The organism is Pseudomonas lopnurensis (assembly GCF_015070855.1).
GTDB classification, from domain to species: Bacteria; Pseudomonadota; Gammaproteobacteria; order Pseudomonadales; family Pseudomonadaceae; genus Stutzerimonas; species Stutzerimonas lopnurensis.
On the sequence record NZ_JADDIX010000088.1, the window covers coordinates 1 to 21,616 of the forward strand.

The 21,616-nt window shown below is 65.3% G+C and carries 16 protein-coding genes and 1 pseudogene; 8 read left to right on the forward strand and 9 right to left on the reverse strand.

The genetic code is table 11. From position 1 onward, the window contains the following. From IN820_RS18040 to nrdR, 3 genes and pseudogenes are all read right to left on the reverse strand, one after another. A pseudogene (locus IN820_RS18040) lies at positions 1-298 on the reverse strand (IS110 family transposase); the annotation flags it as partial. A gap of 219 nt (positions 299-517) precedes the next feature. After that, positions 518-1,621, reverse strand: coding sequence for a bifunctional diaminohydroxyphosphoribosylaminopyrimidine deaminase/5-amino-6-(5-phosphoribosylamino)uracil reductase RibD (gene ribD, locus IN820_RS18045; RefSeq protein WP_193682301.1), 1,104 nt, complete (start codon positions 1,619-1,621; stop codon positions 518-520). Continuing rightward, positions 1,618-2,085: a transcriptional regulator NrdR gene (nrdR, locus tag IN820_RS18050; RefSeq protein ID WP_193682302.1), complete on the reverse strand. Its 468-nt coding sequence runs from the start codon at positions 2,083-2,085 to the stop codon at positions 1,618-1,620. Before nrdR ends, ribD begins: the two co-directional genes overlap by 4 nt. Positions 2,086-2,199: 114 nt before the next feature. Between nrdR and IN820_RS18055 the strand changes: the two genes are divergently transcribed. The 4 genes from IN820_RS18055 to trxA all read left to right on the forward strand — a co-directional run bounded on the left by IN820_RS18055 (position 2,200) and on the right by trxA (position 4,793). After that, positions 2,200-2,625, forward strand: a complete 426-nt coding sequence (locus IN820_RS18055; RefSeq protein WP_328822107.1) for a YbaY family lipoprotein — start codon at positions 2,200-2,202, stop codon at positions 2,623-2,625. After that, positions 2,622-3,275 (forward strand): class I SAM-dependent methyltransferase, encoded by a 654-nt coding sequence (locus IN820_RS18060; protein WP_193682304.1) that lies wholly within the window; start codon positions 2,622-2,624, stop codon positions 3,273-3,275. Before IN820_RS18055 ends, IN820_RS18060 begins: the two co-directional genes overlap by 4 nt. Before the next feature lie 15 nt (positions 3,276-3,290). Then, positions 3,291-3,824: an RNA 2',3'-cyclic phosphodiesterase gene (gene thpR / locus IN820_RS18065; RefSeq protein WP_193682305.1), complete on the forward strand. Its 534-nt coding sequence runs from the start codon at positions 3,291-3,293 to the stop codon at positions 3,822-3,824. Between the two features lie 99 nt (positions 3,825-3,923). Next, positions 3,924-4,793 (forward strand): thioredoxin, encoded by an 870-nt coding sequence (gene trxA / locus IN820_RS18070; protein ID WP_193682306.1) that lies wholly within the window; start codon positions 3,924-3,926, stop codon positions 4,791-4,793. A gap of 249 nt (positions 4,794-5,042) precedes the next feature. Here trxA and IN820_RS18075 read toward each other — a convergent pair whose 3' ends face one another. The 3 genes from IN820_RS18075 to IN820_RS18085 all read right to left on the reverse strand — a co-directional run bounded on the left by IN820_RS18075 (position 5,043) and on the right by IN820_RS18085 (position 15,862). Then, complete coding sequence (locus IN820_RS18075; RefSeq protein WP_193682307.1) at positions 5,043-13,322, reverse strand: two-partner secretion domain-containing protein; 8,280 nt, start codon at positions 13,320-13,322, stop codon at positions 5,043-5,045. A gap of 34 nt (positions 13,323-13,356) precedes the next feature. Further along, positions 13,357-14,820 carry a ShlB/FhaC/HecB family hemolysin secretion/activation protein gene (locus tag IN820_RS18080; protein ID WP_235989193.1) on the reverse strand — a complete coding sequence of 488 codons (1,464 nt, stop codon included), beginning with the start codon at positions 14,818-14,820 and terminating at the stop codon, positions 13,357-13,359. A 691-nt stretch (positions 14,821-15,511) separates the two neighbouring features. After that, a complete protein-coding gene (locus tag IN820_RS18085; RefSeq protein WP_193682309.1) occupies positions 15,512-15,862 on the reverse strand; it encodes a hypothetical protein in 351 nt (116 codons plus the stop codon). A gap of 108 nt (positions 15,863-15,970) precedes the next feature. Here IN820_RS18085 and IN820_RS18090 point away from each other — a divergent pair, with 108 nt between their 5' ends. From IN820_RS18090 to IN820_RS18105, 4 genes are all read left to right on the forward strand, one after another. Continuing rightward, positions 15,971-16,579, forward strand: coding sequence for a DUF2796 domain-containing protein (locus IN820_RS18090; RefSeq protein ID WP_193682310.1), 609 nt, complete (start codon positions 15,971-15,973; stop codon positions 16,577-16,579). Between the two features lie 174 nt (positions 16,580-16,753). Beyond that, positions 16,754-17,461: an ABC transporter ATP-binding protein gene (locus IN820_RS18095; RefSeq protein WP_193682311.1), complete on the forward strand. Its 708-nt coding sequence runs from the start codon at positions 16,754-16,756 to the stop codon at positions 17,459-17,461. A gap of 3 nt (positions 17,462-17,464) precedes the next feature. Then, positions 17,465-18,730 (forward strand): ABC transporter permease, encoded by a 1,266-nt coding sequence (locus tag IN820_RS18100; protein ID WP_193682312.1) that lies wholly within the window; start codon positions 17,465-17,467, stop codon positions 18,728-18,730. Between the two features lie 8 nt (positions 18,731-18,738). Beyond that, a complete protein-coding gene (locus IN820_RS18105) occupies positions 18,739-19,251 on the forward strand; it encodes a DUF3299 domain-containing protein (protein ID WP_193682313.1) in 513 nt (170 codons plus the stop codon). Between the two features lie 140 nt (positions 19,252-19,391). Here IN820_RS18105 and IN820_RS18110 read toward each other — a convergent pair whose 3' ends face one another. The 3 genes from IN820_RS18110 to IN820_RS18120 are packed head-to-tail and all read right to left on the reverse strand — an operon-like array spanning position 19,392 to position 21,611. After that, a complete protein-coding gene (locus tag IN820_RS18110) occupies positions 19,392-20,483 on the reverse strand; it encodes a tetratricopeptide repeat protein (protein WP_193682314.1) in 1,092 nt (363 codons plus the stop codon). A 1-nt stretch (position 20,484) separates the two neighbouring features. Beyond that, positions 20,485-21,198, reverse strand: coding sequence for an energy transducer TonB (locus tag IN820_RS18115; protein ID WP_193682315.1), 714 nt, complete (start codon positions 21,196-21,198; stop codon positions 20,485-20,487). After that, positions 21,198-21,611, reverse strand: a complete 414-nt coding sequence (locus IN820_RS18120) for an ExbD/TolR family protein (RefSeq protein ID WP_193682316.1) — start codon at positions 21,609-21,611, stop codon at positions 21,198-21,200. Before IN820_RS18120 ends, IN820_RS18115 begins: the two co-directional genes overlap by 1 nt. Positions 21,612-21,616: the final 5 nt, after the last annotated feature.

The following is a 21,616-nucleotide window of genomic DNA, read 5'->3' on the forward strand; positions in this document are numbered from 1 at the left end:
CGGTTTTCAACCGCTCGCCCGCCTTGCGCGGAATCAGCGAGGGCGCCACCACCGCGCAGCCATGGCCCAGTGCTGTCAGATCACGGTAAAGGCCGTAGCCGCAGGGGCCTGCCTCGTAGCAAAAACTCAGCGACTCACCCGGCCGGCTCAACTGCTTGAGCAGTTTGCGCACCGCCGCGTCACTGTTCACGATAGTGCCGTGATACTCCGGCTCTCCGCGCCCAGGACGCGCCACCGCTACGGCAATCGTCGCTTTATGTACGTCCAAACCCACATAGACTTGGTTAAACTCATTCATGACCTGTCCCCCTCGATGCGGCTCTGTGTTGAAGGTGTTTCCCACTCCGAAAACATAACCCGCGTTCTCGAGGTGGGGCAGGTCAATCCATGATGTCTACGGACGCTCAGAACACCTCGACAATTCGAGCAACACGCAAGTGGGATAGAGCCTTTTTGTTTGTCCCGACGCCCCTCTCCCCTGGCGGGAGAGGGNCCGGGGGGGGGGAGAGGGGGCTGGCTAGCCTCGCGGCTGCGCCACGATCATCCAGTCCTCGCCCACCGCGCGGATGTCGACGATCTTCAGCTCGCGCGCCTCGCTCATGCGTTCCAGCGGCAGCTCCAGCAACGGCCGCGCCGAGGAGCCGAGGAACTTGGCGGCGACGAAAATCCGGTACTCGTCGATCAGCCCGAGGCTGGCAAAGGCGCCGACCAGCCGCGGCCCTGCCTCGACCAGCACTTCGTTGGCGCCACGCGCGGCCAGCTCGTGCAGCAGCGCGGCGAGATCGACACGCTCCTGCCCCAACACCAGCAGTTCATGGCCGGCGTCGCGGTAGGCCTCCTCGCGCCCGGCGGCAGTGGTGGCGACCAGCGCCGCTCCGGCCTGGAAGAACGGCGCCTCCAGCGGCACGCGCAGGCGTCCATCGATCAACACCCGCTGCGGCGGACGCTGCAGCGCCAACGCGGTGGTTTGTGCATCCAGTCCCAGCTCGGCGGCACGGACGGTCAGCCGAGCATCGTCCATCAACACGGTGTCGGCACCGGTCAGCACCACGCTGGAACGGGCGCGCAGGCGCTGCACCTCGGCGCGCGCCGCCGCACCGGTGATCCACTGGCTTTCGCCGCTGGCCATCGCGGTGCGACCATCGAGGCTCATCGCCAGCTTGGCGCGAACGAACGGCAGGCCGCTTTCCATGCGCTTGATGAAGCCCGCGTTGAGTTCGCGCGCTTCGGTCTCCAGCACGCCGCTGGCGACCTCGATACCAACGCTGCGCAGCCGCGCCAGGCCACGGCCGGCGACCTGCGGGTTGGGGTCCTGCATCGCTGCTACCACGCGGCCGACGCCCGCCGCGACCAGCGCTTCGGCACAGGGCGGCGTGCGCCCGTGGTGGCTGCAGGGCTCGAGGGTGACATAGGCGGTGGCGCCGCGCGCGCGCTCGCCGGCCTGGCGCAGCGCGTGGACTTCGGCATGCGGCTCGCCGGCGCGTAGGTGCCAGCCTTCGCCGACCCGTTCGCCGTCCGCGACGATGACGCAGCCGACCCGCGGGTTGGGATGCGTCGAATACAGCCCCTTGCGCGCCAGCTGCAGCGCGCGGGCCATCCAGGCGTGATCGGCGGCGTTCATTCGTTCTTCGCGGGCTCGCGGGACAGCCGTTCGATTTCCTCGCGGAACTCGTTGAGGTCCTGGAAGCGGCGGTATACCGAGGCGAAGCGGATATAGGCGACCTCGTCGAGCTTCTGCAACTCGGCCATCACCAGTTCGCCGAGCACCCGCGACTTGATCTCGCGCTCGCCGGTGGCACGCAGCTGATGCTTGATGTGGGCGATGGCCGCTTCCAGGCGCTCGACGCTGACCGGGCGCTTCTCCAGCGCGCGCTGCATGCCGGCGCGCAGTTTCTGCTCGTCGAACGGCTGGCGGCTGCCGTCCTGCTTGATCAGCCGCGGCATCACCAGCTCGGCGGTTTCGAAGGTGGTGAAGCGTTCGCCGCAGGCCAGGCATTCGCGGCGACGGCGGACCTGATCGCCCTCGGCGACCAGGCGGGAATCGATGACCTTGGTGTCGTGGGCACTGCAGAAGGGACAATGCATGGGCTGGAATCGGTCGTACGTCGGGACGGCCATGGTAGCGCATCCGACCGGCAAGACAAGGCGGCGGCTTTGCTGCTATACAAGCCCGCATTCGCCGTTGTCCAGGAGCCCTCCGTGCCGCTACGCCCCGCCCTTCCGTTCGCCCTGCTGGCCGTGCTCGCCGGTTGTAGCAGCCCGCCCAGCGAGCCGCCGACGCCCGCCATCGAACTGAGCGCCGCCCCGCATTCGAAGCTGCTCAACGAGCTGAGCGGCAGCCTGCTCGGCGCGCCGGTCGACAGCGAGGTCGAACTGGCGCTGCTCGAGGTCGATCGCCGCGACCAGCCCGACCGCCTGCTGAGCAACGTGCGGCTCAAGGGCCGCGGCTCGGAGCTGCCATTCATCCTGCAGTTCAACCCCGACGCCTTTCCGCCCAACCAGCGGGTCGAACTGCGCGGCCGGGTCACGCGCGCCGGCCAGTTGATCATGCGCCTGCCGCCGCGCACCATCGCCAGCCCGGCCAGCCAGGCACTGGGACCGCTGCAACTGGTCCCCGCACCGTGACGCCACCCGCGCAGCTGCAGGCGGCGCTGAACGGGTTGCTGGGCGATGCGCGGCTGGTGGCCGAAGCGCTGCCGGGCACCGACCTGCGCCTGTGGCTGATCGATGCGGCGAACATGGATCGCGCCTTCAGCCCCGAGGAGACCCGGCGGATTCTCGAAGAGCCGCCCTACTGGAGCTTCTGCTGGGCCAGCGGCCTGGTGCTGGCGCGCTGGCTGGCCGAGCGGCCGGAGTGGGTGCGTGGCAAGCGCGTGCTGGATTTCGGTGCCGGCTCCGGCGTCGCCGCGATCGCCGCCGCCCGGGCGGGCGCCGCCGAAGTCGTGGCCTGCGACCTGGACCCGCTGGCGCTGGCGGCCTGCCGGGCGAATGCCGCGCTCAATGGTGTCGAGCTGCGCTATTCGGATGACTTCTTCGGCGAGGACGATCGCTACGACCTGATCATCGTCGCCGACGTGCTCTACGACCGCGCCAACCTGCCGCTGCTGGATCACTTTCTCGGCCGCGGGCGCGAGGCGCTGGTGGCCGACTCGCGGATACGCGACTTCACCCATCCGCTGTATCGCCGGCTGGACGTGCTGGACGCCTGTACCTGGCCGGATCTGGCCGAGCCCGCGGAGTTCCGCCAGGTCAGCCTCTACCATGCCGTGCGATAGGTACCGGAGGACATAATGAGCGAGGGAACCCTGCGCCTGTTCTTCGCCCTGCCCTGCCCCACCGAGCAGGCCGCGGCCATCTGCACCTGGCGCGACGAACGGGCGCTGGACGGCCGGCCGGTCTCCCGCGCCAACCTGCATCTGACCCTGGCCTTTCTCGGCGCGCAGCCCGTCGACCGCCTCGAGGCGCTACTCGCCCTGGGCGCCGCGGTGCAATGCCCGGCGTTCCAGCTGACTCTGGACCGGCTGACCACCATCGGCAAGGGCTTCGTCTGCCTGCGGCCGAGCGAAACGCCGGCGGCGCTGGAGTATCTCGTCGCAACCCTGAACGAACGGCTCGCCGCCCAGGGCGTGGTGCTCGACAGCCGGCCCTTCCTGCCGCACCTGACCCTGACCCGCCAGGCCCGCAACCGCCCGCACGGCCCCGCGCCAGCGTTCAGCTGGCGGGCCGAGCATTTCGTGCTCTACCTGTCGCAGAATACCCCGGACGGCGCGCGCTACGTGGAAAAGGGACGCTGGCCATTGCAGGCGCCCAAGGCGACCACCTGAGCCCGGCACCACACATCGTGCGAGCCCTTGCTTCCCGCCGTGAGCGCCCCCACATACCATGCTCAGCTTTCACGCCATCCGTCGCCCACGAGAATCCCGATGAGCCAGACGCCCTATATCTTCGATGTCACCACCACCAGCTTCGAACAGCTGGTTCTCGAGAACTCCTTCCACAAGCCGGTACTGGTCGACTTCTGGGCCGAATGGTGCGCCCCGTGCAAGGCGCTGATGCCGCTGCTGGCGAAGATCGCCGAGGAGTACCAGGGCGAGCTGCTGCTGGCCAAGGTCGACTGCGACATCGAGCAGGACATCGTCGCCCGCTTCGGCATCCGCAGCCTGCCGACCGTGGTGCTGTTCAAGGATGGCCAGCCAGTGGACGGCTTCGCCGGCGCGCAGCCGGAGTCGGCCATCCGCGCCATGCTCGAACCCCATGTACAGGCGCCGTCCACGCCAGAAGGCGATCTGCTGGAAAATGCCCAGGCGCTATTCGCCGAAGGCCGCTTCGCCGAGGCCGAAGCCCAGCTGCAGCAGCTGCTGGCCGAGGACAACGAGAATGGTGCCGCGCTGATCCTCTATGCCCGCTGCCTGGCCGAGCGCGGCGAGCTGGGCGAGGCCGAGACGGTACTCAACGCCGTGAAGGGTGAGGAGCACAAACAGGCCCTGGCCGGTGCTCTCGCGCAACTGACCTTCCTGCGCCAGGCCAACGACCTGCCGGAAGTCGCCACGCTGAAAAGCCGCCTGGCGCAGAACGGCGAAGATGACGAAGCGGCCTATCAGCTGGCGGTCCAGCAACTGGCCCGCCAGCAATACGAAGCCGCGCTGGACGGGCTGCTGAAACTCTTCGTGCGCAACCGCGGCTACGCCGAAGGGCTGCCGCACAAGACCCTGTTGCAGGTGTTCGATCTGCTGGGCAACGACCACCCGCTGGTTACCGTTTATCGGCGCAAGCTGTATCAGGCGATCTATTGAAGACCGCTCGGCCGGTCGGGCAGAGGCAGGCTGGTCGGACGGCGGCGCGCCGAAGCCCAACTAACACCGGAGTGGCAAGGCTGGGTATTGGTTCGGATCAGGGATTGGCCTGAAGTCTCAATGCCGAACTGATTACCGAGGGCATAGAAACTTTCTGGTTTCGCCCTGCTGGGCGAGTCCTTTGGCCTGGACGAAAAAAAAACCGCCAGGGCTGATCAACCCTGGCGGTTTTCCTGGACGGTCTTCGACTTACTTGCCGTAGATCAGGTTGCCGTCCTTATCTTCCATAAAGCTGCGCGTGGGGGTCACGAGTTGCTGGGGCGGACCGGCCATGTCGGCCAGCAGCGCAGCGCTCGTCCGCTGCATCGGAACCGGCGTCAACAGCTGGTCCATGAACCGACGGCTTTCGGCCAGACTGCCGCCGATCACCCGGTAGTTCAGACGAACCAGCGCAGACTCCGCCATCTCCCCGACGAGTTCCTGAGCCAGGGCGGTGGAACTCGAAGTGCCACCGAGGTCGATCACCCATGCCTTGACGTTGGCTACGCCAGGCATGTTATCGAGAATCGTCGGCGCGACGAAGGTGACGATACCACCCCCCACGCCTGTACGGGTCTCGATCTGGCTGACCGCGATCTGCTCTTGCGCCGCATAGCTGACGTCGCCATTGCTGGAGCTGGTCAGAGTGCCGTCGCCCATGGTGATGGCGCCGCCGCTTTGCAGCGCGACCTTGTCACGCGCCTTGATGTCGCCGTCCTGATCGATATCGCCGGTAGCCGTCAGCATGGCAGCGCCGCCGGTGTTGACTACATCGCCGACCACATTCAGGTCACCTGCAGTGGTCAGCTGGATGTTACCGCCACTGGCCAGAAGCGCAGCGCTCTGGTTGTCGGCATTTTCCAGCGTCAGCGGACCGGTGCCGAGATTGCGGATGTATACCCCGCCGCTACCGCCGGCAGCCTGCAAGCTGTCGACAGTGACTTCCAGAGCATTGCTCGACTGGCCGACACCGGTGGCACCGCTCACCGAGAGGCGCGCCGCAGTGATGTTGTTGGCGTTGTTGTTGAGCGCATCGTGCACCGCCCCCGTGGCGGCATTCAGCGTTACTTGGTGACCGCCAGCCTGGATGGTGTTGACACCGATGTTGCCGCTGGCACTGGTCACCCGCACATCACCATCGGCGGCAGTGACACTTAGGTTGGACAGACCGTTCAGCTCGTTGATTACCACATCGCCCGTCTGGCGGACGGTGGCAACCAGGGAGCCGGCCGCGGTCTGCAGCCCATCGGTGCCGCCGATGCCGCTGGCTGCATCGAGAACCAGGTTGCTCGCGCTCACCCGGCTCGTGCTGTCGCCATCGTCGAGTAGCGCCCCATTGGTCGCGGCCAGAGTGGCCGAACCGCTGGCGGTTACGTCGCCGAGGGTCACATCACCGTTCAGTACGCTCACGTCGACATTGCCCGACTGAGCAACGACCGAATCCAGCACCACTTCGTTGCTTTGGACCAGAACCAGATTGCCGGAGGTGGTCAGCGCATCGATGTGGTTGACGTCGAGACTCAGTGCACCCTGAGTGCCGCTACCGATACCCTGGGCGGCATTCAGCACGACATTGTTGGCTCGAATGGTTTCGTCAGCGACCACAGCGCCACGCTGGGCGACGATGGCACCTGCCGAGCTCAGGCTGACATCGTCCTGGCCTGCGCTGGCGACGACGCGGTCGACGGCAATGTCACCCCCCGCCGAAACGTCGATGTCGCCATTCGCAGTCGTCAGGCTGGTCAGTTGGATACCGTCGGCTTCGTCGATGCGCAGATCACCGTTGCCAGTGACGGCGGCTTCGACGCTGCCTACCTGGGTACGCACATCGATGCCCTGCCTGGCACTGGCCAGCAGCTCGCCGGCAATGATCGCACCGTCGCTGGTGGTAGTCAGCGTGCCATCGGCGCTGAGCAGGCTCGCAGTACCCGCTTGCACGCCGTGCGCTTCGATATTGCCCGCCGCAGTGATCGCGACGAGGCCATCGGCCTTGGCCTTGTCGATCCGCAGTGCATCGGCTTCGTTGACATGGATCGAACCGGAACCGGTGACTTCGGCGACCAGGGTATCGACCTTGGTGAGCACCGCCTTGAGCAGTTGACCGATGCCATTGGCCGCCGTGGCGAAGAGCCCGTTGGCCTGGACGTTCTGCGCCGCGTTGCCGGTGACGTTGATGGTGCCTTCCGTCGCGGTCAGGTGCACATCCCCGTCGGCCGTGGCGATCTCCGAGACGAGCACATTGCCACCGGCGGTGTAGCTAACGTCTCCTGCCGTGCTTACCTCGGTTGCGATTCCAGCAAGCATGTCGATATCGCCACCGGCATTCACCGCCACCGCGCCATTGGCGGTGCGGATGTCGGCGTTCTGCGCGACGTCTGCGCCGGCACCGACGGTGACGTTGCCAGAAGCGCTGACCACGTCGTTCAGGCTGACGTCGCCCTCTTCGGCGCCGACCACCACGCTGCCGCTGACCACGTCGAGACGGTCGGCAACGACATTGCCGCCCGCGTTGTAGGCGATGGAACCAGCACCGGTGACCTGGGTGGTCACATCGGCCATGACGATGTCGCCACCGGCATTCACCGCCACCGCGCCATTGGCGGTGCGGATGTCGGCGTTCTGCGCGACGCTGGTGCCGGCGTCAACGCCGATGTCGGCCTGGCCGCTGACGACAGCATCGAGCGTGACCAATTGATCCGCGATCAGGTCGATGCTGCCGGTGTTGGCGGCATTGTTGACCGTCTCTTCGACGGTGAGATTGCCACCCGTGGCCCGCACCCGGATATTGCCGCCACTTGCCTGCAGACCACTGATGGCGTCCAGGTCGAGGTTGGTGGTGGTGCCACCGATGATCAGACCATCAGCCAGATCGAGCACGTCGATGCCACCCGTGCCGCCGGACGCCTCCAGGCGGTGGGCCTGGATGTTCAGCGCACCATTGGTACCAACACCGCTGCCGGCGATCATCGCCAGGTTGCTGGCATTGACGTTGCTGCTGCCATCGAGGCTGGCGTTGTCGATGCGCTGGTCCGCGATCAGGGTCACGGTGGCACCGGTGCCGCGAGTTTCGAGCGTACCGATGTTCAGCGAGCCCGCCGCACTGGATACCGTCACGTTACCGTGGTCGGTGTCGATGCTTTCGACGTGCAGATCGTCCGCTTCGGACAGGTTGACTTCGCCACTGGCGGCCACCGCCACGGTGTTGATCGACAGGTCCAGCGCACGCGTGGCGACCGCGCCGTTGGCGCCGACTGAGCCGGTGGCCTGCAGGGAGAGGCGATCGGCTTCGATCAGGGTGCTGTTATCCTGATCGTCGTCAATATTGCCCTGAGCGGTGAGCGTCACGTTGCCTTTGCTGAGCGGCGCAGTCAGGTTCGACAGGTGAAGGCCGTGGTCCGACAGGCTGCTTGCGCTGATACTGCCGACGGTCATGCTGCCTTCGGCAGCGATGTCCACGTTGCCATCCGGCGTGGAAACCGTGTTCACGTACAAATCACTGGCCTCACGCACGGTGATGTCGCCGTTACCGACAACCTGGGCGTTCAGCTCGGAAACTTCGGTATCCAGCTCGATGGCATTTTCAGCCACCACGTTCAGCGTGCCGCCCTGCACGTTGCGCGCGGCATCGTTGCCATCGATGATGGCGCCGCCGCTGGTGAGGTTGACCGCATGCACACCGGAGCTGCCCTGTATCAGTTGGTCGATGGACAGCGAGCCATCGGTGTCCACACTGATGTCACGTGCGGCGGTAATGCCCTTGACTGCCCCCTGCTGGGAGATACTCAGCAGTGCGCCTGCATTGCGGTTGGTGATGTCCACCCCGCCGCTGCCGGCATTCGCCGCCAGCCGATCGGTCTGGGTATTCAGCGTGTCGTTTTCACCGATACCGTTGCCGGCCACCAGCAGCATGTCCGGCGAGAACAGCGTTCCGCCACCGCCAAGAATGGCGCTGCCGGCAGTCAGGCCGATGAACGTGTCGCTGACGACGCTGCCAATCACACTCACGTTGCCCGTCGCGGAAGCGACGATCTTCTTACCGTCCGCGACGCTGATATCGCCTAGGCCGAGGTTGCCAGTGGAGTCGAGGTAGAGGTCGGTATTCAGCGTGCCGCCCTTGTTCACGTCCAGCGTGTTGGAAGAGATGCCAAGCGGCTTCTCCGCCGAGCTATCGATGTCCTTGTTCAACTGGTAGGCGGAAATCGCCTGCTGACGCACCTGCTCGGAGGCATCGCGCGCCACGGTAGCCTTGAATACGGCTAGATCGGCCATTTCCTTCGAGGTCTGCGTGGTGTCGCGGATCACGGTGACAGTCGCCAGGTTGGTCGCGGCATCAGTCAGCGCCGCATCGGCGCGGTCGAAGGTGTTGTACAGCTCGGCCAGGGTATCCTCGGCCGGAGACAGTATGGCGTTCTCGAACTCGGAGACGGCCAGCTCGGCAGCCGACATGGCCAGGTCTACGACAGCGAAGGCGGCATCCGCGCCAGCGTCGCCGGAAAACGGAATGGCCTGCGCGGCACCCGCGATCACGGCAGCCGCGTTACGTACAACGGTGGCGGCAGCGAGAACCGTGTTCAGGGTGTCAAAGGTCGCTGAGAGGTCATCGACCGTTGCCTGCTGGGCTCTTGCCGAAGCGGCGGCGATGCGCTGGTTCAAGTCGGCCAACTGCTGCTGAATCGACGCGGAGGTGACCAGGGCCTCATAGCTTTCCAGTTGCTGCTGGAGAATCTGCAGTTGGAGCAGCTTGGCGGCGAGCTCGGCCTGCTTCGCAGCATACTCGGAGATAGCGGTCTCGCGCGTCAACTCCGCCGTGCTCAGCGACGGCGTGCTGGCCTCCAGCGTGACGTGGTCGCCAACGATGTTCTGCGCGGTACCGTTGCCATCCAGGATCACCCCGTTGCGCGAAAGTACCGAGACGTCACCAAGCCCGCCGTTGCCACTGGTGTCGAGCATGCCGATGGTGATGTTGGATTCGGCCTGCAGCTTGATGTCACCGCCGTCGGTCCTCAGGTTGCCGACGATGATCACGCCGCTGTAGCCGTCCAGGGCGGACTTCGACAGCGCGGTCAGGGTGATGCTGCCCCCCCCCGGCAGGTAGATGGTGTCATTACGGTTGAGAAAGACGATGTTGCCGTCGGTAGCGGTCAGCGTGAGCTCGCCGCCGCTATCCATAGTGGTGATGCCACCGTTGTTGTTCAGTATCGTGATACTGGTGGCGATGATGGTGATCTTGCTCGCCCCCTTGCCGCTCAGCGTGGCACTGTCCACGGCGATGGCGCCGGCATTCGATGCGCTGACACCGTGCTCGCCGCCAGCTGCGGAGAGGAAGCTGACGTCCAAATCCAGGTCGCCATTGATGCCGATACCGCCGGGCGCGCTGATGTCGAGCGAACGAGCGGTGACGTTGGCACTGCTGTCACCGTCGGCGCGGGCGTCCTCAATGCTGCCGCCGGCCGCCAGGGTGACGTTGTTGCCGCCAGCCGAGACGACGCCAAGGCCCATGTTTCCAGCCGTGGCGATGTCGATGTGGCTGCCCGAGCCACCGCTTTTTGCAGCGACCAGGGTCAAGGTCCGGCCGTCGGCCTGACGCGCGTAGATACCTCCGTTGAGGGTATTCACGTAGAGCGTATCGACGTTGATTTCCAGCGCATCGCTGCTGCTGCCGAAACCCTTGGCGGACGCATTCAGGCCGGTCGCGGTGAAGTTCACGCCGGTGCCATTGGCATCAGTGGCGTTGCCCGAGATGGCGAAGCTGATCGACTGTCCTGCCTGCAGCGTGCCGACACCGACGTCGCCGGCGTTGGCGATCGTCATCTTACCGGCGGCGGTCGCGTCGAGGCGGGTGACCGTACCGGCGTTGCTGTAGTTGATATCGCCAGTGCTGGCATTCAGTTCGACGTTGCCGGCCACACTGGTGGCGAAGGCTTTCTGGTCACTGCCGATGGCCGAGCCAGAAAGGTTCACGGACGCTGCGCTCACCGCGGCGCCAACGGCATCGTCGGCCTGGGTGATGGCACCGGTGGTGGTCAATTGCACGCCGTTCTTGGCGATGACCGAATCGACCTGCAGGTCGCCATCGTGCTGCACGGTGACGGCACCGGTGGTGCCATTGGCTTGAGCCGAGAGAGTCAGTTGGCTGCCGCCGCTGTTGGCGACGTTGACGATACCCTGCTTGCTGGTGAGGTCCAGCGAACCGGCCTGGGTCCGCAATGCGGTGTCGGCACTGCCGATGTTGCCGGAAGCGAGCAACTTGGCATCGCCTGCCACCAGATTGCCGCTGCCCTGGGTGATTGCACTGGAAGCATCGAGGACAACGCTTCCCTGGGCGCCTGCATTGACGCCATTGAGGATCAGGTTGCCCGCGGTGTTCCTGAAATTCAGCGCCAACGCTTGCGCACTGGTCAGCGAGAGCGAACCGGTGTTGCGGTTGAACAGCAGCTGGCCTCCGGTGAAATCGACGTTGACGTCGCCATTGGGCGTGGTGACGCTGAGCGCATCCAGTGCTTTGCTGTTACTGGCGAAGACCCCCGCCTGGACCGCCTTGGTCACCGCCGTCAGGCGATCGACCGTTAGCTCCAGTCCGTTCGCCGCGGTGCCGATAGCGCCTTGCGAGGTAATGCTCAGCGCATCTGCCGTCACGTTATTCGCGCTAGCGTTGTTGTCGGTGACCGTGCCAGCGGAAACCGTCAGAGCGACATCACCGTCGGCGCTGATCTGACCCAGATTCAGGTTGCCGCTGGTGACGCCGACCGAGACGTTGCTATCACTGCCGGAAGCGCTGATGGTGCCGATGGTCAGCCCGTTGTTTTCGGTCAGGTAGACGCCGCCGTCCGCTGCTGCGGCATTCACGGTTTCGCTCTGCAGACTGAAGGCGGCGCCGTTGGTGCCAACGCCGCCACCCGCAGCGTCGAGGCTGATGGTCTGCCCAATGATTTGATTGCCGCTTCCGGCGTTGAGTACCGAACCCTCTTGCGAAGACAGGGTTAGGTCCTTGGTGGCGGTCACGTTACCCGACACGATCAGGCTGTCCTGAGCACCGATGACGATGTCCTTGCTGCCGATGGCCCCATTGGACAGGCGGATGTTGCCGCTGCTGTCGCTGAGTGCCGTAACCGAGCTGGTCACGCCGCTGACGGTCACTTTTTCGCGGACGGTGACGTCACCGACGATCAGCGAGCCATCGCGGTCCTGCACATAGATTCCACCGTCCTGGGTCGAGGCGGTCAGCACGTCGACTTCCGTCTGAATGGCTGCGCCAGCAGCGCCCACGGAGCCGTCGGAGACCAGGTTCGCCGACCAGGCGGCAACGTTGCTCTTGCTGGTGTCAGCACTGGTGATGCTGCCGTTCTGCGCGGTGATGATCGCGCGGTTCTGCACCGAGGCATCGGTGATGCCAGTGGTGATCTCACCCAGTGCAACGCCACCGTCTACGTCGGTGACGATCACGTGGCCATTGCTGGCGCTGGCGTTGAGCACGTCGGCATCCACGCGCAGGGCAACGCCTTCGGCACCCACCGACGCGCCGTCCGCGGTGACGCTCAGGTTCAGGGTGTTTGCCCGGGTGCTGCTGTTGCTGCCGGTGGTGATGTTGTCGGTGGCAGCAAGGGTGGCAGTGGTTGCGGTTACTTCGCCGTCCTGCTCGATCTTGGCTCCGCTGATATCGAGGGTCGTCGCCTCGATCACGCCACTGTTATTGACCACCGAAGACATCAGCTCGGACGCCGCATTGCCGGCCAGCAGCACATTGGTCGCCTTGATCTCGCCGCTATTGCTCACACCCAACTGGTTGGTGTCGGTGACGGCCGACAGCTGTTCACCGCTAACGGCGAAGTTGACCAATTGGTTGTTGGTCAGGTCGACATTGAAGGTATTGCCGGCGGCCAGCGTCACGCGGCCGACGTTGGCGGCACCGTAGCCGGTGATGTTGCCGGCATTGTCCACTTGCGGCGCAATCAGATAGACGAAGCCGTCGCGGTTGAGGGTGATTTCGGCCCCCTGCTGGACCGACACCTTCGCCAGGTCCTTGGAGGCCTCCTGAGCGAAGCTGAAGCTGTTGCCGTTCATGAACGAGTCGTTGTCGATGTTCAGCGTGGTGGCCAGCAGGCCGGCGACGTCGATCCGCGCGTTGGCGCCGAAGACGATGCCGTTGGGGTTGATCAGAAAGACATTGCCGTTGGCCTCCAGAGCGCCCTGGATGTTCGATACCTGGCTGCCGAACACCTTGTTGAGGGTCACCGCATTGGCGCCGCCGGCCTGAATGAACTGGACCAGCTCATTCGGTGAGATGTTGAAATCGGTCCAGTTGATCACTGCCTTCTGCGAGGCCTGGTTGATGATGGTCTGCAGCGCCTGGGTCTGGTCGATGCTGGCCGTACCGGCCACGACACTGCCGCCGGTGGGCGCGGCCAGCGCGATCGAACTGCTGGCGCCGATGACCGATACGGAGATCGCCTTGATCACCGACTGTTTGCTGCTTTTCTGCTTGCGAGCCATGAGTACTGTCCTGAATTTTTTCGAGTCGGTGGGATCAGAAGCGATAACGCGCCTGGGCGTAGACGTACGAGCTGTCCTCAGTCTTGTCGCCAACCGGGACACCCCAGTCGAGGCGCAGGTCCACGCTCTTGATCGGCTGGGCGAGGATGCCCAGCGTGGCGCCGGTCAGATCCTCTCTATCGTCCTGCCCGTAGAGCGGGTCCTTGATGAATATCTGGCCGTGATCCAGGCGTGCCACCAACTGATAGCGGTGGTCGTTCTTGAACAGCGAATAGCGTCCTTCCAGGCTTGCCGTGACGCCGCTGTCCCCGGAATAGGCCGAAGGCTCGTGACCGGCGACGGAGTTGAAGCCGCCGATGGCCCACTGCTCGCTGGAAACCAATGAATCGAAGGAGTACTGGCCGTACAGGCGCGGAATCACCAGCAGGCGCTCGGTCACCTGCTGCAGGCGCGCGAGATCGAAGGTGATCTTGGTGAAATCGTTGTCGGCCTTGGCGCCGCTGCGGCTGGACAACTGCGATTCGTCGTCCATCCCACCGAGGGCTTCGCCGAGACCATGGTGCAGACCGACCGATATCAGTGTACGACCGTAGAGATCGGAGTCGTCCAGGCTGATACCGAAACGCAGTTTGCGGATATTGTCCTCGGTGGTCATGGTCCCGAGCATCTTCTGCTCCAGATCCTGCGACTCCAGCCACGCTTCGGCGCTGAAGATGGTGCGTGCGGAGCGAATGTAGTCCTGCGACACGCCAACACCGAAGCTCTTGTTGTCGCCCTCGATCTCGAGCACGCGGAAGGTGCTGCCGACATCGACGTTGCCCTGGGCGTAGTAGGCATGCAGCTGGGTTCCCAGGTTGTTCACCGGAGTGGAATAGCCCACGTATTCGTAGCGAACGTCGCCATCGCCGATGGAGCGTATGGCCATCAGGTTGATCTCATCGCCATGCCCGGTGACGTTGGCCAGGGTCAGTGTAGGGATGACGCGATTCTCGCCGGTGCTCTCGCTACCGTAGTTGTTCGCTTCGATGGAGCCTTGGATGCGGTTGGCTTCCTCCACATCGACGATCAGATCGGTGGAACCGGTTTCCGTGCCAGCCTGCAGGGTGGAGCTGAGTTTGATCCCTGACTGCCGGTTCAAGCGCGTCAGAGCGCGTTCGATATCACCGACGATGAACGGCTGGCCGACAACGATACCGTTCATGCGTAGCATCTCGACGATGCGCTCGCTCGAATAACGCGAGTTGCCACGGATCTGGATATCACGCAGCCAACCTTCCAGCACGACCAGTTGCAGGGACTCCATATGCGCGAAGTCCTGCTGTGGCACCACCACCTTGGCCAGCCGATAGCCGGACTGGTGATAGAAAGCCTGGATCTTCTCGGCCAGCGCGCGCATTTCCGGCAATGTCAGCGGATGACCTACATCGTTGGCGATCTGGGCACTCAATTGTTCGCTGGTAAATACCTTGTTACCGCTGAAGCTCACCTTGCTGACCATAACGCTGCTTTCGGCTGCAGCAGAGGCAGGAGCGGTTTCGGTTGTCTCGGCGGCCATTGCCATATTGGCTGCGGCCACAGCCAGACCAAGAGCACAGAACAGGGCCCGACCGGGGGCATACAGATACGACATAGGAACCTTATCTTTCTGTTATGAAGGGATTTTTTCGTCTGCTTTCAGAGCGAAATCGATTGCAAATAACTTCTTGCGGGCACAACTTTCCCGCCGGCCCACCGGTGAGGCAGGGAGCAAACATCTGCTACGAGATAGTTTTTTCGGTCATCAATACCCGCCGCCAGGCCCCGAAAGGGCGACATCGGTTCAGGACAATTTCAGTGGGCCGATTGGCAGGAAGACGTCAGGTCATGGCGGGACGAGCCTGAAAGGCTCGGGAATCCATGAGCCCCGTGCTTATTTTCGTACAATGCGCTTGGCGTACTGATGATGACTAAACGCCTTGCCTGGGCGCTCGTAAACCTCGGCGATTCCATGAAAAACGGCCCGTTTGGCGAGTTTTCTCTGTCTCGGGGGAACATTTGGATATGAAGTCCCGGCAATACAGTTGATGGCTCATCGCCATTAAACCTACTGAAATTTGCCGCGCTAAAACTGAGCAAATCTGAGCAAACGACCAAGCACGAACGACAGCCTCATCGTTTACGCTTCGCTACCTCAACCGCCCCAGCCGTCATCACCCTTCACCGACCCAATGATAATGCGCCGCATCCGGCCCCTTCTCGACTTTCACCTGATCACAATGGCGCAGCCGCACCAGCAAGCGCTTGGCCATCTGCATGCTGCCGGTGAGCGCCTCGAGTTCGGCGAGCAACTGCGGGCCATCCAGCTTGCCGGCGCTGCGCAGGCATTCGCGGGCGCTGTGCCATAGCGCATCGGCGGGCTGCGCAACACCCTCCCCGTCTCGCTTGCCCGCCTCGAGCACAACGCCCGGTGCCTGCTGCGCCAGCCGCTCCCAGTCGTGCTCGTCCAGTTCGATATTCAGATCGACCGGCCAGTCGCCGATGCGGCCATGGATTCGAATCATGCTGCGTCCTCCCGAATGTATGCGCCCATGCTCACATGGCAGCAGCGGACTGGCCAGCCGAGCAGCGAATTTGTTATAACGTAACCAGTTCTCGATTCGGAGTCGACCATGCGCCACTTGCTGCTCGCCCTGCCCGTGATCCTGCTGCCCCTGAGCTACAGCCAAGCACAGGACGATCACCACCACCATGACCATGAACACGCTTCGAGCCTGGGTGCGCACGAACACGGCGCGGCCCGCCTCGATGTCGCACTGGACGGCGATCGCCTGGAACTGGCATTCAACAGCCCGGCGATCAACCTGCTCGGTTTCGAGCACGCGCCTGCCAGCGAAGCGGACGAGGCCCGGATCGCCAGCGCCCGGGCGCAGCTGGAACGGCCGCACGGGCTGTTCGGTCTGCCGTCCGCGGCAGGCTGCACGGTGAGCGAACAGCGCCTTGCCGGCGAACTGCTCGGTGCCAGCCATGCCGGTTACCAGCGCCAGGACCGGCAAGGCCACGACCACGACGAAGCCAGCGCGCAACAGCACGGCGGCCACAGCGATATCGAGGCCCACTACCAGTTCGACTGCAGCCACCCCGAGGCGCTGCGAACCCTGGAGCTATGGGGGCTGTTCGAGCGCTTTCCCGGCACCGAGAAGATTCAGGTACAGGTGATCGGCCCGAACGGCCAACAGGGCGCAGAGCTGACCCCCGCCCAGCCACGCCTGAGCCTCTAACCAGTAGGGTGGATGACGCCTCACCCATCCACCAGTGTGATCGCGCGGTGGATGAACAGAGCGCCAGCCATCCTGCACGCTGATACGCCAGGCGCTGCTCGGCCCGTGGGCATTCACGGCCAGGACGGCACCCACAGCGCCAGCGCAAACCACGGATCACGCAATAACCGGCCCATGACCCAACCTCTGATCGAACTCACCGACCTTGGCTTCGCCTGGCCCGGCCAGGCCGAACTGCTGGACATTCCCAGCTTCACTCTGGAACGCGGCGAGAGCCTGTTTCTCAAAGGCCCGTCGGGCAGCGGCAAGACCACCCTGCTCGGCCTGCTCGGCGGCGTGCAGAAGGCCCAGCGCGGGCATATCCGCCTGCTCGATGAGGATCTCGGCCAGCTGTCTGCAGGCGCCCGCGATCGCTTGCGCGCCGATCACACCGGCTACATCTTTCAGCAGTTCAATCTGCTGCCTTTTCTTTCCGTGCGCGAGAACGTCGAACTCCCCTGCCGCTTCTCGCGCCAGCGTGCCGAACGCGCACGCCAGCGCCACGGCAGCATCGATGCCGCCGCTGCCGGCCTGCTCGACCACCTTGGTCTGCGCGCCGAATGGCTTGAACGCCGCGCCGGGGCGCTGTCCATCGGCCAGCAGCAGCGCGTCGCGGCTGCCCGCGCGCTGATCGGCCAGCCGGAACTGGTCATCGCCGACGAACCGACCTCGGCGCTGGATGCCGATAGCCGCGAGGCCTTCCTGCAGCTGCTGTTCGCCGAATGCCGCGCGGCGGGCGCCAGCCTGCTGTTCGTCAGCCACGACCAGAGCCTGGCGCCGCTGTTCGACCGCAGCCTGGCCCTGGGCGACCTCAACCGTGCCGCCCGCGCGCCGGAGGCCTGAGCGATGTATCTCCTGCGTCTGGCCCTGGCGAGCCTGAACAACCGCCGCTTCACCGCCCTGCTGACGATCTTCGCCATCGCCCTGTCGGTGTGCCTGCTGCTCGCCGTCGAACGGGTGCGCAACGAAACCCGCGCCAGCTTCGCCAGCACCATCAGCGGCACCGACCTGGTGGTCGGCGCCCGCTCCGGCTCGGTGAACCTGCTGCTTTACTCGGTATTCCGCATCGGCAACGCCACCAACAACATCCGCTGGGACAGCTACCGGCATTTCGCCGAACACCCGCAGGTCAGTTGGGCGATTCCGATCTCGCTGGGCGATTCGCACCGCGGCTACCGGGTGATGGGCACCAGCGCCGCGTATTTCGAACACTACCGCTACGGACGCAAACAGCCGCTGCAACTGGCCGAGGGCCGCGCCTTCGCCAGCGCCCCGTTCGAGGTGGTGCTCGGCGCCGAAGTGGCCCGGGCGCTGGCCTACCGGCTGGGCGACGAAATCGTGCTCGCCCACGGCGTCGCCCGGGTCAGCCTGGTCCAGCACGACGACAAGCCGTTTCGCGTGGTCGGCGTGCTGCAGCGCACCGGCACGCCGGTCGACCGTACCCTGCACATCAGCCTTGCCGGCATGGAGGCGCTGCACATCGACTGGCACAGCGGCATGCCGGCCCGCGGCGCGGCGCGCATCGATGCCGAGCAGGCGCGCCAGATGAATCTGCAGCCCGAGCAGATCACCGCATTCCTGCTTGGGCTCAACAGCAAGGTGGCCACCTTCAGCCTGCAACGCGAGATCAACCAGTACCGTGGCGAGCCCTTGCTGGCCATCCTGCCCGGCGTCGCCCTGCAGGAACTCTGGAGCCTGATGGGAACGGCGGAGAAAGCGCTGTTCGTGGTCTCGCTGTTCGTCGTGCTGACCGGCCTGATCGGCATGCTGACGGCGATCCTGACCAGCCTCAACGAACGTCGCCGGGAAATGGCCATCCTGCGCTCGGTGGGCGCCAGGCCCTGGCATATCGCCGGGTTGCTGCTGGCCGAGGCCTTCAGCCTGGCGCTGGCCGGCGTGCTGTTCGGGCTGCTGCTGCTCTATGCCGCCATCGCCATCGCGCAGGTGCCGCTGCAGGCCCAGTACGGGCTCTATCTCCCGCTGGCCTGGCCGAGCCTCTACGAAGGGTCGCTGCTCGCGGGCATACTGCTGGCCGGACTGCTGATCGGCGGCGTGCCGGCCTGGCGCGCCTACCGGCAGTCCCTGGCCGATGGCCTGTCGATCCGATTGTGAGGAACGCCATGTCGCGCCTGCTGCTCGCCACGCTGTTCGCCCTTGCGGCGCCTTTCGCGATCGCCGAGGTGCGCGAGCTGCAGTGGTCGGACCTGGTTCCCGCGGACGCCCCGCCGCCACCGCCGCCAGTGGCGGTCCATGACTTGTCGCAGCTGGCGGACATGCTCGCCGCCGAAAGCGGCACCGCCGCCACGCAGCAGTCCCCCGCCGCGCCGGTGGTCGAGGCCCTGGACGGCGCCCAGGTGAAGCTGCCGGGGTATATCGTGCCGCTGGACCTGAGCGAGGACGGCCGCGTCACCGAGTTTCTGCTGGTGCCCTACTTCGGCGCCTGCATCCACGTACCGCCGCCGCCCTCGAACCAGATCGTGCATGCCATCAGCGAGCTGGGCGTCAGGGTCGATGCGCTCTACCAGCCGTTCTGGATCGAAGGACCGCTGAAGGTCGAGCACGCCAGCAGCGAGCTGGCCGAGGCCGGCTATCGGATGGAAGCACAGAAAATCTACGTGTACGAACTGGACTGAGCGCGCAAGACGATGCGTAGCCCGCCTTGGTTGTATGCCCGCGAAGCTCCTGTGCGCTGAATATTCGCGGGCATGGCCCGCTCCTACGGGAACGACCCTCCGCAGCGACCTACCTGCAGCGCATGCCAAGGAGGAGCCGATCAGTTCGCCCGGGCGATCTGCCGTTCGCGCTCGAAGCTGAGTTCGCCTTCGGCCCATTCGCGCCATTCGCGCACCCGGCGGCGTTCCGCCCCGGCCCGCTCGGCCTGCTTCAGGGCCTCGAGCCCGGCTTGCCAATGAGCCTGCTCCAGTTCCAGCTGGGCCACGTTCATCCAGAACTTGGCACCGCCCGACTGCGTCGCCAGTTGGCGATAGATGCTCGCCGCCGCGGAACGCTCGCGCGCCTGCCACCAGAGCATGCCCATGCGCTCCTGGCGCGTGGCGGTGCTCGCCAACAGGCGCGACTCGAGCATGCCTTCGAGTAGCTTGGCGCCCTGCCAGGGCTGGCCGGCGGCGCTGGCCAGCAGCACCAGATTGTCCAGCTCGGCCTCGCTGAAGCGCAGCCCCTTGGCATGTGCGGCGCGCAGGGTCGCCAGCGCCTTGTCTTCCGACCCGGCCAGTTGCTGCAGGCCGGCCAGCTGGCGCCAGGCCTTCGCCTGCTCGGGATGGCGCGCCAGCAACCTGCGTTGCCAGCGCTCGGCTGCCTGGTAACGCTTGAGCTCGGCGTTGGCGCCGACCAGGAACTGCAGCCAGGTATCGCCGGCCTGGGGATTGGCCTGCACGTAGCGCTCGGCCAGCGGCAGCGCCTTGGCATGCTGGCCGAGCCCCTGGTAGGCCTGCACCAGCATCTGCAGAATTTCTTCGTCTGCCTGGTTGGCCGAGCCCAGCAGGCTGACGACCTTGGCGTAGCGCCCTTCGACGAGATTCAGCCGCGCCAGGTTGAGTCGCTCGTTGGCGATCATCTCCTCATCCAGCTTGCCGCTGGCGACCGCCTTGTCCAGCCACTCCAGCGCCTGGCGATTGTTGCCTTCAGCCCAGGCCAGATAGCCGCGGCTACGCCACAGCAACGCCTCTTCGCTGCTGCCGGCCTTCGCCTTGACGCTTTCCAGCACCTTGCGCGCCCCGGCGTAGTCCTTCTTCGCCTGAGCACTCTGCGCTCGCTCGAGCGCCATGAATACCGCGGGATCAATCGCCTGGGCAGCCTGTACCGAGGCAGCCAGGAAAAGGGTCAGCACGAGCAGCAGACGAGGCATCTCAGCGTTCTCCTTGCAGGCGGAAGTGCAGGGTTTTCACGGCTTCGCGGGATACCGCCACGCCACTCTCGGTGCGCGGGGCGAAGCGCCAGCGGGCAGCGGCACGGCGGGCCTCGCGGTCGAATACGTTGCGCGGCGAGGCTTCCAGTACGCGGATGTTTTCCACCCGGCCCTGCGGGTTGATGGTGAAGGCCAGCTTGATATGGCCCTCGATGCCCTGCTGACGGGCCCGATAGGGATACTCCGGGCGCACATCGTTGAGCGGCATCACTTCCTGCTCCGGGCCACCGGGCCGGCCAGCGGCCTCGACGGCAGCGCTGGCCGGTGCCGGAGCCGCCGCCGGCGCGCTCTGCGCGGCAGTCAGGCCGGACAGACTGGGGGCCGGCGCGGTCGCAACGGAGATGCCGGCATCGATACTCGGCAAATCCAGGTCCAGCTTCGGCAGGTTGGCATCCGGGGTAGCCATGTTCGGTGTCGGCGGGGTCGGTGGCTGTGGCGTCTTCGGCTGCGGTGGCTGCGGGGCCTGCTGGCGCGAGCGCGTGGCGCTGTCCTCGTTGCGCCCGTCCATGCGCACGAAGTTGGCGATCGCCAGGGGGTCTTCCTGGATCTTGCTCTGCGGCGGGCTGACCATGCTCAGCATCAGCGCGAACAGCAGCAGCGCCACCACGCACGCGGCGATGAACGACACGCTGAAACGGGCCAGCCGCGGTCGCATCAGCGGCCCCCCGCGCTGGCGGCCAGGGCCACGTCCTGCACGCCGGCCTGGCGCGCCTGGTCCATCACCTGCACGACCAGCCCGGTGCGGGCATCCTGGTCAGCCTGCACGACCACGGCGCCTTCCGGCTGGTCCACGCGCAGGCGCTCGACGTGGGCACGCACGCTGCGCACGTCCACCGCCTGCTTGTCGATCCAGACCTGGCCGTCGGCCGTGACGGCGATGAGAATGTTGCCCTTGTCCTGGGCGCTGGCCGTGTCCGCCTGCGGACGCTGGACTTCCACACCGGACTCCTTGATGAAGGAGCTGGTGACGATGAAGAAGATCAGCATGATGAAGACCACATCGAGCATCGGCGTGAGGTCGATGCCGGTATCTTCTTCCTGCTGGTAGTGATGACGACGCATACGCATCCGCA

Bases quoted from the DNA above. Each gene is read 5' to 3' on its own strand.
- ribD (WP_193682301.1), bottom strand. From the start codon at position 1,621: ATGAACGCCGCCGATCACGCCTGGATGGCCCGCGCGCTGCAGCTGGCG.
- nrdR (WP_193682302.1), bottom strand. From the start codon at position 2,085: ATGCATTGTCCCTTCTGCAGTGCCCACGACACCAAGGTCATCGATTCC.
- thpR (WP_193682305.1), top strand. From the start codon at position 3,291: ATGAGCGAGGGAACCCTGCGCCTGTTCTTCGCCCTGCCCTGCCCCACC.
- trxA (WP_193682306.1), top strand. From the start codon at position 3,924: ATGAGCCAGACGCCCTATATCTTCGATGTCACCACCACCAGCTTCGAA.
- IN820_RS18075 (WP_193682307.1), bottom strand. From the start codon at position 13,322: ATGGCTCGCAAGCAGAAAAGCAGCAAACAGTCGGTGATCAAGGCGATC.
- IN820_RS18080 (WP_235989193.1), bottom strand. From the start codon at position 14,820: ATGGTCAGCAAGGTGAGCTTCAGCGGTAACAAGGTATTTACCAGCGAA.
- IN820_RS18085 (WP_193682309.1), bottom strand. From the start codon at position 15,862: ATGATTCGAATCCATGGCCGCATCGGCGACTGGCCGGTCGATCTGAAT.
- IN820_RS18090 (WP_193682310.1), top strand. From the start codon at position 15,971: ATGCGCCACTTGCTGCTCGCCCTGCCCGTGATCCTGCTGCCCCTGAGC.
- IN820_RS18095 (WP_193682311.1), top strand. From the start codon at position 16,754: ATGACCCAACCTCTGATCGAACTCACCGACCTTGGCTTCGCCTGGCCC.
- IN820_RS18100 (WP_193682312.1), top strand. From the start codon at position 17,465: ATGTATCTCCTGCGTCTGGCCCTGGCGAGCCTGAACAACCGCCGCTTC.
- IN820_RS18105 (WP_193682313.1), top strand. From the start codon at position 18,739: ATGTCGCGCCTGCTGCTCGCCACGCTGTTCGCCCTTGCGGCGCCTTTC.
- IN820_RS18110 (WP_193682314.1), bottom strand. From the start codon at position 20,483: ATGCCTCGTCTGCTGCTCGTGCTGACCCTTTTCCTGGCTGCCTCGGTA.
- IN820_RS18115 (WP_193682315.1), bottom strand. From the start codon at position 21,198: ATGCGACCGCGGCTGGCCCGTTTCAGCGTGTCGTTCATCGCCGCGTGC.
- IN820_RS18120 (WP_193682316.1), bottom strand. From the start codon at position 21,611: ATGCGTATGCGTCGTCATCACTACCAGCAGGAAGAAGATACCGGCATC.